Source organism: Streptomyces sp. SX-6 (assembly GCF_059089585.1).
In genome coordinates, this window is sequence record NZ_JBTHHU010000010.1 from 22,056 (window position 1) to 34,914 (window position 12,859).

The window sequence follows — 12,859 nt, forward strand, 5'->3', positions numbered from 1 at the left end:
CTGCCGTGCGAACCCGCATGCTGCCGCCTCCCGGCTTCGGTGGTGGGCCGCCGCCGCACGCTAGCAACGGCGTTGGCATTGCGCATGGGTCCACGGGCCCACCGGGGGCCCAGCCGTCAGCTGTGCCCCGAGATCATGATTGACCACAGATCGCCCGGCATCAGTGGGTCGTCCTCGCCCGCGGGCTCATCAACGATGAAGAGGATCACGTGAGATCCCGCGACACGGCAGGAGCGATACCCGGGCTGGGCCGGGTATTCCTCCAGGAAATGAGCTCCCTCTCTCTCGATTTCGTCGCGGATGGCTTCAAAGGGAACCGTTCGCGAGATCCCGGAGAGGTCAGTTCTCAAGGCGCTGGGAATGGTGCTGTCGAGGCCGTGCGCCAGTCGATGAACCTGTACGCCGATACCTTCGCAGGATCCGGCGTACAGGTTGAACTCCACTAGCCCGTAATCGAGTCGGAGGGACTTCTTCCTACGGTCCGCGATGCACTCGTCTCCCATTGCGTCGCGGATCTGTACAGCCGAGCTGCCCAGTCCCACGCCCGCGACCGTCCCAGTCGCCGCGACGTGCGCGAGGAAGCTGACGGCTGTCACTTGACCTTCTCCAGAGCCTTGATCAGGAAGTGCATTTCCAATCCCCGGTTGAGCTTGTTCCCCCAATTGTGCTTGTTCATGTCCGCCATGGCGGACCGAGCCTTCGCAATCAGATCGGCTCTCAGCTCCGGGTTGTTCATGATGGCATCGCGGGCCAACGCCACGTCGCGCGCACTCGCCGTACCGGTGCTGAGGCGAATCGCTTCAAATCCGACCCCTCCGTCACCGGACGGAAAGATGCGCACCTCGGAGTTTCCGACATGCATATGTGCACCCTTCGTAGCCCAGTCCGACGCAGCGGGAGAAATCCGGATACGGGGTGCCGCGCAGTTGTGCACCAGCACCGGTGTACTGCCCGCAAGAACGTAGTACGTGTGGATGCCCGTGATCGAGAGGTCATGGGTTCGCTGCCGCTTCTCGTACCGTTCGATCCCGGTAATCCGCAGCGAACTGCCGTGTGCCGTAAGGAGTCCCGCGCCGGGTCGTACGTGGGCCGCGTCAACCCATCGCCTCTGGTCCGTCAGCCAGAAGGGGTGGGTGTCGGTCGCGGCCAGAGTGACAGTGCGCCCGCCCGTGCGTGCCGTCAGCCGAGTGAAGTCCTTGTCCTGCTCGGTGGTGATGGTCCCCACTACGGGCCGTTCGGCCGTCACGCCATCCGCCGGATCTGTGGCGAGCACCCGATCCCCCGGCCGGATTCTTTCAATCGGTACGGCCGCACCACTCGCCAACAAGACGCCGGTTCCCGCCGGGAAGCTGTGCTTACAGCCCTTGAGCGCTTCGGCGAGCCTCTTCTCGGCCTCCTTGACCCGCTTCCGGTTCTTCACCAGATCCTTGAGGCCCTCGTACAGCCTCCCGCCGTACTTCTTCAGCCTCTTGATGAGCTTGTACGCCTTCGCCCACTTCCACGGCGCCCCGTACTTCGCCGCAAGCTTCCCGACCGCGCCGCCGAGGAGGCTCGTGAGCACATTGACGAGCGTTTCCGCGCACGCTTTTCCGTCGCCCTTGGTGATGCAGTCCAGCGCATCCGTGATACCCAGCTCATCCGCGAGGATCTTGGCGAGCTCCTTCGCGGCGTCCTTCGCCTCGTCGCTGCTGTCCTTCTCGAGCCGCTTGGCCTCGTCCAGGGCGTTCTTGGCGTCCTCGTACGCCTTGTCCTCCGGCGACAGCGCGGCGTTGCCCGGCGGTTCGCCGGTGGTATCGCCCGCGGCCTGCGTACTGCTCTGCTGGCCGCCCCCGGGCGATCCACAATCACCCCCGACCGCCCGGCAGATCTTGCTGCCGACCGTCCGCCCCAGCTCGGTCGTGATCCCTGCCGTGACGAGGCTGCCTACGACCACGGCGACAACCACGATCAGACCGATGTGCTCCGCAGTCGTCTGGCCGCGGTCCATATGCCGCAGTCTCAGCATCCTGACGAGCGAGAACCCTCGCCGACGTCTGCGAGCCCCCACCATGGCACCCCTGTCTCAGTTGGTGTGACTGAGCGATGTGGCCGGTGGGCGACCCTATGTCCGTGAGCGCGGTACGGCATGGGCCCGTGGCCCCAAACCAGGGCCCAACTCCGCGGCGGGCCGGTCAGAGCAGGTGGTCGGCCTTGCCTGCCTTGATGTCGAGGATGAGGGCGCGGAGGGCCTCGCGGCTGTCGGTGACGTAATGCTCTTCGGCGCCGCTGACGGCGATGTAGGCCTTGCCGTTGGTGTCGGTGCCTATGCGGAAGCAGGCACTGGCCTCAGCGCAGTACGGCTCTTCCCAGGTGATTTTGGGCATGGGGGAGTCCCTCAGAGGTGGCGGGCGATGTCGTGGATGAACGTGCGTGACTCATCTGGATCCAGGGCAAGTCGTTCCATCCAATCCAGCTGAACACGGTACTTCGCCAATTGCCCTTCGTCATGGAGGAATTCCGGGCCATGGGTGCTGTCAATCTGCACTGTGTCGAGCTGCGGGACGGCGCTTTCGGCATACACCAGTGTCTGGCCGGAGCCGGGAAAGCCCCCGCTTGCCACTGGCAACACGCGTAGCGTGACGTGGCTCAGCTCTGACATGTGGAGCAGGTGCTCCAGCTGTGCCCGTGCCACGGACTTGCCGCCGAACTGCATGCGGAGCGCAGCTTCATGGACCGTACAGGAGTAGCCGGGCGGATCTTCCCGCATGAGGACTCTCTGTCGTTCCATGCGGTGCACCATCCGCAGCTCGAACTCCCGTTGCGTGAGCGGCGGAACGGAGAATCCGAAGATCGCACGGGCGTGATCCGGGGTCTGGAGAAGCCCCGGAATGTGAACGGTGTGTGCAGTGCGCAGCCGTACGGCGTTGGCCTCCAGCTCGGCGATGTCCAGCAGCCCGTCGGGCAAGGAACCTCTGTAGCGCTCCCACCAGGCATGATTGTTCGGCTTTGCCATTGCGCAGAGAGCGTTGACGTAGTCCTTATCGGAGCACTTGCAGTGGTGCGTCCAACTCCGCAGACGGTCAACGCTGATGGGACGTGAGCCCCGCTCCATGTTGGAGATCTTGCCGCGGTCGACACCCAGTAGTGAGGCAACAGACTCCGCGCTGACCTTGGCGGAGGTACGCATCTTGAGCAACTCGGAGCCAAGGCGTCGCTGACGGTGTGTGGGCGATGTCCTGGCGGCCATGGCTCCCCTTCATGGGTGTGGTGAGCAGCAGTGTGCCGGTTCACGGGTATCGCTCTCCACTCGATGGGGGCAACTTAGCCATGTAGCGGGCTAAGTTGCCCCCAGCTCCGCTACCTTCGGTACCTCATCGCTCACGCCCCGCGCGAGCGGAACTCCACACCCCACCCGGAGCTGCCGTATGCCCGTCAGTCTCTGCCCACTCGCAAACCCCACCGCAGACACGCCACCCGAACACCCCACGCGCCTCGCCGACCCCTCCGGCCTCGCCTACAGCTTCACCATCCCCGGCGAACCCCGCTCCGCCGCACTTGCGCGCTCGCATGTCCACGCCGCCCTGCGTACCCACGCGCTCGCCCACCTCGCCGAGCCCGTACTTCAGATCACCGGCGAACTGGTCGCATGCGCCGCCCAGTTCGAGCCGGGCCAAGACCTCTACCTCTCCCTCCACTGGCGCGACCACACCATCCGCACCACCCTCTGGGATCCCCACCCCTCCCACCGCCACGACCCCTCCGCGTACGCCTTGTGCGCCGCGCAACGCAAGCGCACGCTGCTGCTCCTCGCCTGCGTGGTCCGCGCATGCGGCGGCATGTGGGGCGTGGACAGGCCCCGCCCCGGCACCGAGGGCGCCAAGGTCTGGGCGAACGTGCCCTGCACAGGCGCCCAGTCATATGCGGAGCACTCTGGCTAAAACAGGCGGACGCGCATGTCCTGCGTGAGGTTCTCGAGGATCTCGCGCAGCCACGGGCTGCGGACGGCGGGCAGCCGAACCAGAGTGTGCTGGAACACTTCCGGGTCGGCCCGGAACAGGTAACAAGGGCGTGGCGCGGGCGGGTCGTCGCGGAGGACGCCGTCGGGCATGCCGCCCGACGCGGGGACGGGCAGGTGCGGCTCGGGGAAGGCCAGCCACAGCCACACTCCGAACGGCAGCGGCACCGGATATGCCGAGGTGGCCGTGTCGGCTGGGGTCCAGATCTCGCCTGTCTGCGGATGGGTCGGCACGAGGTGGATATCCGCGCCCGCGCCGGGGACGGGCCGTCCCGGTCCGGCCAGGACTGCCTGCCGCGCCGGCAGCCCCACGGGCAACAGGGCGTCGAGGGCGCGTTGGAACACCTCCTTGACCAAGCCGTCCGGAACGGTCACCGGTCGGCCTTCCGAGGCCACCAGCAGATGGGCGAGCGCCCGGCCGGCTGCCGCTTCCCACTGCGGGCTCCATGACCACCAGTACCTCGAGCCCGACCGCGACCAGCCGGCGATCGGCTCGAACGGGGGCGTGCCCTTCCCCTGCGCTGTCAACTCCCCCCAGGAGAGCGGTGCGGAGTTGGCGCCGTCAACAGGGATGCGGCGCACGGCGTTTGGGGCGAGCCACACCGCCTGCCAGAGCGAGCAGTCGTCGATCCGGCTCGCCACGCCCAGGCCGCACGCCTCGCAGGCCATGTTGGGACCGTCGGCCCCGTACAGGCCGCAGCAATAGCCGCCGGCTTTCTCCGGGAGCAGCATGGTGCCGCGGACATCTCCGGGTGCGATGACGATCGCGCCGGGCGCGCCGTCGGACAGGGCATGGACCGGCGCGTAGACGCCGCGAGCCGCCGCCTCGTCCGGACCGATCTCCTCCCACGTCCGCCACGGCGGCCCCCAGGGCTCCGGATCCACGGCGAACGTGCCCGGCTCCATGAGCACCGGGAGCTGAATCCCGTTCCCGTACGTCTGATGAGCGTGGACCGGCAGGACAACCTGGGACAGCGGAGCGGTCAGCCTGGCGCCGCACCCCGCACACACGAAAACGAACAAATGCCCTCCGCTTGGGAAATAGGGGCATCATCACAGCTCTGTGGCGGCCGGCCAACGTGTTTTTTGCGAACCGGGTACCGGTTTCCGCACGTTGAGCCCTGCAAACCGTGCGGAAACCGGTACCCGGTTCAGCCGCCGTCGGCGCGGAGTCTGCTGAGCGCCGTCTGGATGGTGCGGACCGTCGAGCGTGGACGGCGGAAGACGTCGTCGCTGGTGAAGCGGAGGAACTGGCGGATCTCACGGCAACCGCCGAGTTCGTTGAAGCGCACCGTGTCCCGCTGGTGAGCGGTTCTGCTGCCGTGCCAGGCGAAACCCTCGATTTCCAGGGCCAGTCCCTCTGCCCGGAACAAGAAGTCGACTCGCCTGGTGCGCCCGCCCGTCCCGCTGACCTCGACCTGGCTCTCGGGATGCAGCCCGGCATCGTGCATGATCAGGCGGGCCTGGGTCTCTGCCGGCGAGCCGCACTGGGGGTCGGTCAGCGCCAAGCACTTGCGGGCTTCCAGGGCCCGGGCACGGCGGGGCGGCGCTTCGAGTGCGGAAGCGACGTGCCGGAGGCCCACGAGCTTGCGGGCGAGTGCGGAGTCCGTAGCGATCACCGCTTCGTCCCGGGGGAGCGTGCGGAGCAGATCGCAGACTGTGCGCACTGCGGTGGTGACCCGCACACCCTCGACGACCGTGACCTCGTGTTCGGCCAACGGGGCCCGGTGGAAGGTGGCTTCCGGGTTCCGTCGGCGGCGAAGGGCCTCGATCGGTGTGAACTCGGCCGTGCACAGTCGCATCATCGCGATGCCGTGGGCTGCGGCCGCAGAGCTGTGGCTGGCGATCCACCCAGGGTTCTGCAGCTGGAATCCTGCGAGGCGCAGCCGGAGGCCGACCTCGCGACCAGGCTCGGCCCAGGCGCCCCGGTGCAGCTGGGACCAGCCCCAACGGCGCAGCAGCCGGGCTGCGCTTTGCTGGTCGATGCCGCAGGCGACGGCTTGAGTCGTCAGCAGGATGCCGCCCTGCGCCGCGGCGAGTTGGTGCAGTTCACGGAGGTCGGCCTTCACGGGTCCAGCACACCGCAATGTGCGGGCAGTTGGTCACCCCTGTGGATAACCGTTCGCGGAAACCGGCGCGCCCAACTTCCGGCCGATGAGTTATTGTCCACCTTGCCAATAGGGGGGACATGACAACACCACGGCGCAGACGCACGCCCGAGCAGGCGCGCGAGGAGATCCTCGACGCCGCCACCGAACTGATCGCCCGGCACGGGCCGGACGGTACGGGGCTGCGCCAGGTCGCCGAGGCGGCAGGCGTCTCGCACGGGCTGGTGACGCACTACTTCGGCACCTACGCGGCGCTCGTCCGCGCCGTGTTGCAGCGCGAGAACGCGCGGCAGCGGGAGCGGATCCGTGAACGGATGCGTGCCGGGCAGGGTGTGCCGTACGCGACCGACATGACCCGCGTGCTCTTCGAGACGCTCGCGGACGAGCGCTACGTGCGGTTGTTCGCCTGGTCCGTGCTGCACGCCGAGGACGCGGGTGCGTCGTCGCGTGCGCTGTCCGAGCTGGTCGATGCGATGGAGGCGGGCATCCGGCTCGTCCTGCCGCCGCCGGACGGACCGGACCGGGCGCGGATCGAGCAGGTGGTGCTGCTGACGCTGTCCGGCGCGTACGGATACGCGCTCGGCAAGCGCACCTGGCTGTCGGGACTCGGGCACGATCCGGCCGACCCGGCCCACGAGAGCGCGTTCCGGGCGGCCTTGTCCTCCTCCGTCGCCATGTACCTCGCCGGAGCCGAAGGAGGGGGACCGTCCCAATGACACCCACGACACTCAACCTGCTGCTCATCGTCGGAATCACCGCACTGATCCTGGTACTTCAGTTCTCGGCGCGGCCGGTCAGACCGCAGGCGTACATATGGGTCGGCCTGCTGATAGCGCGTGGCTGCGTGCCGCCCGGCCCGGCCCGTGCGACCGCGGCCGGGATCGTGCTCCTGGCCATCGGGCTGGTCGTGTCGGCGGTGTTCGGCTTCCTGCGCGGCCGCACCATGCCGATGTGGCGGGACGCGAACGGAGTCCTGTACCGCAAGGGCGGCCGGGTGACGCTGCTGCTGTGGCTCGCCACGCTCGCCGCCCGGCTGGTCCTCGGCGCGGTCGGGGCGATGGCGTTCGGCGAGCCGTTCAACGGCAACGCCCTGTGGCTCGGCGTGGGTGTCACGCTCGGGGTGCAGCAGCTGGTGGTGATGCGCCACGGCCGTCGTGTCCCCGTACCGAACTCAGCGCCTCAGCCTGCCTCTTCACGTTTCTGACACGCCTTGTTCGTCTGAATGTCCCCTTGCGATGTTGACCTTTCTGACCAGTAGGTAACCCCCCGCTGGAAGGACCGAGTTGATGTCCGTCGGAAAGACCCGCCTCGTCGCCCTCACCGCACTCGCACTGTCGGCCGTCTCGCTGGCCTCCGCCACCACGGCGCAGGCCGCACCGGCAGCCGACGGCGGCGGAGTGCCGAGCTACCGGACGTGGCAGGCGGACGTACAGAAGGCCGCCGCCCCCGCGATCCCGTGGCTGCGCGACCGGGCGGCCACGGGCGGCGACAAGCTGGCCATCGTGCTGGACATCGACAACACGTCGCTCGAGACGTACTACCACCCCGGGCAGGCCAACAAGCCGGTGCTCAAGGTGGCCCAGTGGGCGCATGAGCACAACATGTCCGTGCTGTTCGTCACGGCCCGCAAATCCTCGTCGTCCGCACAGCAGCAACTGACTGACGCCGGTTACCCGGTGGATGCCATCTGCACGCGCGAGCACGGCGAGAGCAAGGGCGAGGGCAAGGCCCGCTGCCGCGAGGAACTCACCGAGGACGGCTACACGATCACGGCCAACATCGGTAACCGCTCCACCGACTTCGAGGGCGGCTACTACGAGAAGGCCTTCAAGCTGCCCGACTACGACGGCGAGCTCTCCTGACCTCCTCCTGACCCTCGCGCCTCACTGCGGGGACATGACCTCGTAGAGGTTGCGCGCGTCGTCGGCGAAGTAGAGGCCACGGGGGCACAGCGGGTGGTCGATCCGGCCGTTGTCGGGTTCGCGGGGGTCGCTGCCGTAGGGCACGCCGGCGGCGCGCAGTCGGGCGAGGACGGCGTCGAAGGTGGCCGGGTCGACGTCGAAGGCGAGGTGGTGGCCCACGGGCTCGTCGACGGTCATGAAGTCCAGCGTCAGGGATTCGTTGACCTGCACCGGCGCGAAGTGCCGTGCGGAGCCCGTGTGTTCGTAGTCCAGGCCCATGACGGAGGCGAAGAAGTGCGCTGCCGCCTCGTTGTCGGCGGCCGGGACGATGGTGTGGTTCAGGGTGATGGGCATGATCGGTCGGCCTCTCAGTTCTCGACGGGTCGGACAGTGGGACGGGACAGGGCGCCGTGCAGGAAGACCTCGACGAGGTCGGCGGTGTCCGGCTGCGGCGGCGAGGATGGTTCGCGCGCGCCGGTGAACAACAGCCCGAGGAAGATCTGCGCCGCCTGCTCGGGCGGGATCCGCAGCGACTCCCGCTCCGGCTCGAAGAGTTCGGTGAGCGCCTCGCGCACTCGCGCGGTACCGGCCGCGCGGTCGGGCGGTCCTCCCGCGCTGCCGGGGCGGCCGCTACGGCGGCGTCCGCCGGTCGCGTGGAGCGCGCCGATCACCGCACCGATCCGGTCCAGGTGGGCGTGGAGCGCCGAGGCCGCTTCGGTCAGCCGGGCGGTGAGAGGCTGGTCGATGGACACGGACGCGAGCTCGGCGAGGGCGTGATCCGGACTGAGTGCCTCGGCCACGCAGGCGTCCAGGAGCTCGTCCTTGTCCGCGAATACGCGGAAGACGGTGCCCTCTCCGATGCCTGCGGCCTGGGCTATCTGACGTGTCGTCACGGCACTGCCGTGCTCGATCACCAGGGGAAGCGCCGCATGGACGATCATCTCGCGGCGGCGTTCCGGATCCATCGCCGGAGCCCGTCCCCGCTTGGGTGTGGTTGCTGCCATACAGTCGATTATCGGAGTGAGCGCTCACTCCGTCAATGGGGTTTGGCGCGGCGCCACTTCAACCCGTGCCCCCGGGCGCAGGCCCCACCCCGCCATCGCCCCGGCCGCCGCCTCCAGGACGTGGCGGCTGCGGAGGCGGGGGAGGCCGAGGCGGCCCGGGGGCATGGTGTGGACGGAGAGGACCGTCAAGTCGCGGGTCAGGTAGGCGACATCGATGGGGAAGCGCATCCGGAAGGTGTGGATGCTGCCGGCCGGGGTGAGGAGGAGGGCGCCGTCGACGGTGTCGCGGCCGAGGAGGCCGCGGGTGCGGGCGCGGTAGGAGGCGGCGATCTCAAGAGGGACCTCGGCTTCGGGAGTGAGGAGCCGGGCAGGGCCGTCGGGCCAACGGGGCATACGCGCTCCAAGTGATGCGGAAGTGCCGTTGTGGGTGGCCAAGTTATCCACCGTGGCGGGGTTGTCCACAGGGGGCAGCGGAGGAGTGCGGAAGTTCGTAACCTCGGCTCATGGACGCGTTGTTGGTTGCTTTCGCTGCCGTGTACGGGGCCGTGGCCGGGTGGTTGGTGCCGCGGGTGCGCTATCGGTTGGCCGTGGAGCCGGAGGAGGGGTGGCGCGCTGCCGGGCCATGCGGGCATGCGGTGGGTGGCAGTGGCCTCGGCGGCCGGACTGGTGGTTGGGTCGGCGGCCGGATCGGCGGCTGGGTCGGTGACTGGATCGGCGGTTGGGTCGGTGGGGGGCGTTGCGGGGTGTGCGGGGCTCGGTACGGGCCGGCGTGGGCGGCGGTGCTGGTGACGGCGGTGGCGTGTGCCGCGCTGGCGGCGGCGACCGGGGCGCGGCCCGAGCTGGCGGTGTGGCTGCTCGCGGCGCCGGTGGGAGTGGTGCTGGCGGGGGTCGACCGGTCGGTGCGGCGGCTGCCCGATGTGCTGACGGTGCCGTTGGCGGTAGCGGTCGCGGGGCTGCTGGGGGTGGCGGCGCTGATACCGGGGGCGGGTGGGTCGTGGCCCGGGGCGCTGCTGGGGGCGGTGGCGCTCGGGGGGTGGTATCTGCTGCTGTTCCTGATCCACCCGAGCGGCATGGGGTTCGGCGATGTGAAGCTGGCGCTGGGGCTGGGCTGTGCGCTGGGGTGGTACGGGTGGGCGGCGGTGATATTCGGCGGGTTCGTGGGGATGCTGGCGGGGGCGGTGTACGGGGGATGGTTGGTGCTCATCCGGCGGGCGGGGCGGCGGGCGACTCTCGCGTTCGGGCCGTTCATGATCGCGGGCGCCTGGGTGGGGGTGCTGGCGGGCGGTGCGGCGGCGTGATGTGCGGCACCCCGGGGGCAGTGACAGTGACGGGGAATGACAGACGGTGACGACAGACGCGCGGTTCGCGTCAAGTCGGTGATGACTTTCCGCGACATTTTTGGAAGCTTCTGCGAGCCGTTTCACGGCACTGGAACGTTGGTCCGGTTCTACGGTGTAAGTCCAGTGCTTGCAGGGCCTTGAGAGCTTTTGAGTGATCGTGTGCGCCCCGAAAACCAAGATCGATAAGGGTGTTGCACGTCAGCGCGATAGGGGTTGTCACCCCTATTGATGCGCAGAGCACCGCCTCCGACCGGTTATGGTGGAAACCCCCCCTCGGGCCGGTCCGTATCCCCCCCACGGACCGGCCCGTTTTCTTTTGCCTCATTTCCCCGGCCGTCACTCTGCGTAGGGATTCATGTGGCGGGGTCGGTCGAGAGACAAGCGCGCGGCAACTAGCGGCAACTAAGCGGTGAGCAAGTGGCTAGGAATCGCCGCGTTGCGCCCAGATGTTGACGCCTTCCGTACTCACCGCAAAGGAATCGATCTCGGCGAGTTCTTCCTTGGACAGTCGCGGAGTGCCGAGCGCGGCGATGTTCGCCTCCAGCTGGCGCACGCTCGAGGCACCGATCAGGGCGGAGGTCACGCGGTCGTCGCGCAGCACCCAGGTCAGGGCGAGCTGGGCCAGGGACTGGCCGCGCCGCTGGGCGATCTCGTTCAGGCCCCGCAGGCGGCGTACGACGTCCTCGGTGAGCAGCGAAGCGTTCAGCGAGCCGCCCCGGGAGGCGCGTGAGCCCTCCGGGATGTCTCCCTGGAGGTATTTGTCGGTGAGCAGGCCCTGGGCGAGCGGGGCGAAGCAGATGCAGCCCATGCCCTCGTCCTCGAGGGTGTCGAGCAGGGCGTCGTCCTCCGTCCAGCGGTTGATCATGGAATAGGAGGGCTGGTGGATGAGAGCGGGTACGCCCATCTCACGCAGCAGCCGGGCCGCTTCGCGGGTCTGCTGCGCGGTGTAGGAGGAGACACCCGCGTACAGCGCCTTGCCCTGCTGGACGGCGGACGCCAGTGCGCCCATCGTCTCCTCCAGAGGTGTGTGCGGGTCGAAACGATGCGAGTAGAAGATGTCGACGTAGTCGACACCCATTCGGGCCAGTGAGGCGTCGAGCGACGACAGCAGGTACTTCCGCGAGCCCCACTCGCCGTACGGACCGGGGTGCATCAGATAGCCGGCCTTGGTGGAGAGCACCAGCTCATCGCGGTAGGGCCGGAAATCCTGCGCGAGCAGCTTGCCGAAGTTCAGCTCGGCGGAACCCGGCGGCGGTCCGTAGTTGTTGGCCAGATCGAAGTGGGTGACACCCAGGTCGAAGGCGCGGCGCAGGATGGCGCGCTGTGACTCGAGGGTGCGGTCGTCGCCGAAGTTGTGCCACAGTCCAAGGGAGATGGCAGGCAGCTTGAGGCCACTGCGACCCGTACGCCGGTACTCCATGGAGTCATAGCGATTTTCGGCCGCGCGGTAGTGCGAAGGATCGGTCATGACCACTGAGTATCACGCTCCGGTGACAGGCCGAGTTGGGTCCTGGCGACACGCTGGCAGTAATGTGGCGCCCTCGGGGCGACCGCCAAGGCTGGAGGGGCTTGAATCGTGAAGTTGCGCGACCTGGTGTACAGGCTTTACGCACGCCGGGTGGAGGGCCGCCTCGACCACGCCCAGGTGCCCAAGCACATCGGAGTCATCCTCGACGGCAATCGCCGCTGGGCGCGCGCGGACGGCCGGACCCCCGAGCAGGGTCACCAGGCGGGCGCCGCCAAGATCCAGGAACTGCTCGGCTGGTGCGACGAGACGGACGTCAAGGTCGTGACCCTGTGGATGCTGTCGACGGACAACCTGGACCGGCCCGCCGAGGAACTGAACCCGCTGCTCGGGATCATCGAGAACACGGTCCGCAACCTGGCCGCGGAGAAGCGCTGGCGCGTTCACCACGTGGGCCAGCTCGATCTGTTGCCGTCCCGGACCCAGACAGTTCTGAAGGAAGCCGAGCAGGACACGATCGGGGTCGACGGGATACTGGTCAACGTCGCGGTCGGCTACGGCGGCCGGCAGGAGATCGCGGACGCGGTCCGGTCGCTGATCCTGGAGGCGGCCGACAACGGCACCTCCTTCGAGGAACTCGCCGAACAGGTCGACGTCGAGCACATCACCAAGCACCTCTACACGCGTGGCCAGCCCGACCCGGACCTGATCATCCGTACCAGTGGTGAACAGCGGCTGTCCGGTTTCATGCTCTGGCAGAGCGCGCATTCCGAGTACTACTTCTGCGAGGTCTTCTGGCCCGCTTTCCGGAAGGTCGACTTCCTGCGCGCGCTGCGTGATTATGCGGCGCGGCACCGGCGTTACGGATACTGAGCGGTACTGAGCAAACCTCGGGAATCCACGGGCTGTCACGGCCCAACTACCGCAAGTGCGCTGGGCTATTGCCGCGTATGCGACGCATCCGGCACAACGCGCGGATCAAGTGTTCACCTGCTGCTCGCATATGCCGTTGCATGGTCAAGCGGTTGGGCGGGAATATCCCTTCCA

The 12,859-nt window shown here is 68.1% G+C and carries 16 protein-coding genes; 6 read left to right on the plus strand and 10 right to left on the minus strand.

Annotation, left to right across the window (positions count from 1 at the left end; genetic code table 11):
* Positions 1-116: 116 nt before the first annotated feature.
* The 4 genes from ACV530_RS14665 to ACV530_RS14680 all read right to left on the minus strand — a co-directional run bounded on the left by ACV530_RS14665 (position 117) and on the right by ACV530_RS14680 (position 3,226).
* Positions 117-596: a hypothetical protein gene (locus ACV530_RS14665; protein WP_494332870.1), complete on the minus strand. Its 480-nt coding sequence runs from the start codon at positions 594-596 to the stop codon at positions 117-119.
* The gene (locus tag ACV530_RS14670; protein ID WP_494332871.1) at positions 593-1,987 is read right to left on the minus strand and encodes a polymorphic toxin-type HINT domain-containing protein; all 1,395 of its coding nucleotides are present in this window, start codon (positions 1,985-1,987) and stop codon (positions 593-595) included. The genes ACV530_RS14665 and ACV530_RS14670 overlap by 4 nt, the downstream gene beginning before the upstream one ends.
* Before the next feature lie 184 nt (positions 1,988-2,171).
* Positions 2,172-2,363 (minus strand): hypothetical protein, encoded by a 192-nt coding sequence (locus ACV530_RS14675; RefSeq protein WP_494332872.1) that lies wholly within the window; start codon positions 2,361-2,363, stop codon positions 2,172-2,174.
* 11 nt (positions 2,364-2,374) lie between these two features.
* Positions 2,375-3,226, minus strand: coding sequence for a helix-turn-helix domain-containing protein (locus ACV530_RS14680; protein WP_494332873.1), 852 nt, complete (start codon positions 3,224-3,226; stop codon positions 2,375-2,377).
* 178 nt (positions 3,227-3,404) lie between these two features.
* Between ACV530_RS14680 and ACV530_RS14685 the strand changes: the two genes are divergently transcribed.
* Positions 3,405-3,917 carry an ATP-binding protein gene (locus tag ACV530_RS14685; protein WP_494332874.1) on the plus strand — a complete coding sequence of 171 codons (513 nt, stop codon included), beginning with the start codon at positions 3,405-3,407 and terminating at the stop codon, positions 3,915-3,917.
* Here ACV530_RS14685 and ACV530_RS14690 read toward each other — a convergent pair.
* Both ACV530_RS14690 and ACV530_RS14695 read right to left on the minus strand, forming a co-directional pair.
* Complete coding sequence (locus ACV530_RS14690; RefSeq protein ID WP_494332875.1) at positions 3,914-5,017, minus strand: hypothetical protein; 1,104 nt, start codon at positions 5,015-5,017, stop codon at positions 3,914-3,916. The genes ACV530_RS14685 and ACV530_RS14690 overlap by 4 nt on opposite strands.
* A 128-nt stretch (positions 5,018-5,145) precedes the next feature.
* Positions 5,146-6,063 carry an endonuclease domain-containing protein gene (locus tag ACV530_RS14695; RefSeq protein WP_494332876.1) on the minus strand — a complete coding sequence of 306 codons (918 nt, stop codon included), beginning with the start codon at positions 6,061-6,063 and terminating at the stop codon, positions 5,146-5,148.
* Between the two features lie 119 nt (positions 6,064-6,182).
* On the opposite strand from ACV530_RS14695, the gene ACV530_RS14700 reads away from it, so the two are divergent.
* The 3 genes from ACV530_RS14700 (at position 6,183) to ACV530_RS14710 (ending at position 7,964) form a co-directional block, all read left to right on the plus strand.
* Positions 6,183-6,818, plus strand: a complete 636-nt coding sequence (locus tag ACV530_RS14700) for a TetR/AcrR family transcriptional regulator (RefSeq protein WP_494332877.1) — start codon at positions 6,183-6,185, stop codon at positions 6,816-6,818.
* Positions 6,815-7,306, plus strand: a complete 492-nt coding sequence (locus ACV530_RS14705) for a hypothetical protein (RefSeq protein ID WP_494332878.1) — start codon at positions 6,815-6,817, stop codon at positions 7,304-7,306. The genes ACV530_RS14700 and ACV530_RS14705 overlap by 4 nt, the downstream gene beginning before the upstream one ends.
* Before the next feature lie 82 nt (positions 7,307-7,388).
* Entirely contained in the window at positions 7,389-7,964 is a 576-nt protein-coding gene (locus ACV530_RS14710) for an HAD family acid phosphatase (protein WP_494332879.1), read from the plus strand.
* Between the two features lie 21 nt (positions 7,965-7,985).
* Here ACV530_RS14710 and ACV530_RS14715 read toward each other — a convergent pair whose 3' ends face one another.
* The 3 genes from ACV530_RS14715 to ACV530_RS14725 are packed head-to-tail and all read right to left on the minus strand — an operon-like array spanning position 7,986 to position 9,400.
* Complete coding sequence (locus tag ACV530_RS14715) at positions 7,986-8,357, minus strand: VOC family protein (protein WP_494332880.1); 372 nt, start codon at positions 8,355-8,357, stop codon at positions 7,986-7,988.
* Positions 8,358-8,371: 14 nt separating this feature from the next.
* Entirely contained in the window at positions 8,372-9,007 is a 636-nt protein-coding gene (locus tag ACV530_RS14720; RefSeq protein WP_494332881.1) for a TetR/AcrR family transcriptional regulator, read from the minus strand.
* Positions 9,008-9,031: 24 nt separating this feature from the next.
* Entirely contained in the window at positions 9,032-9,400 is a 369-nt protein-coding gene (locus ACV530_RS14725) for a DUF192 domain-containing protein (RefSeq protein ID WP_494332882.1), read from the minus strand.
* Between the two features lie 110 nt (positions 9,401-9,510).
* Between ACV530_RS14725 and ACV530_RS14730 the strand changes: the two genes are divergently transcribed.
* Positions 9,511-10,305 carry a prepilin peptidase gene (locus ACV530_RS14730; protein ID WP_494332883.1) on the plus strand — a complete coding sequence of 265 codons (795 nt, stop codon included), beginning with the start codon at positions 9,511-9,513 and terminating at the stop codon, positions 10,303-10,305.
* A 463-nt stretch (positions 10,306-10,768) separates the two neighbouring features.
* Here the strand turns inward: ACV530_RS14730 and mgrA are convergent, their stop codons facing one another.
* Positions 10,769-11,815 carry an L-glyceraldehyde 3-phosphate reductase gene (mgrA, locus tag ACV530_RS14735; RefSeq protein ID WP_494332884.1) on the minus strand — a complete coding sequence of 349 codons (1,047 nt, stop codon included), beginning with the start codon at positions 11,813-11,815 and terminating at the stop codon, positions 10,769-10,771.
* A gap of 108 nt (positions 11,816-11,923) precedes the next feature.
* Between mgrA and ACV530_RS14740 the strand changes: the two genes are divergently transcribed.
* Entirely contained in the window at positions 11,924-12,685 is a 762-nt protein-coding gene (locus ACV530_RS14740) for an isoprenyl transferase (RefSeq protein ID WP_494332885.1), read from the plus strand.
* Positions 12,686-12,859 lie beyond the last annotated feature (174 nt).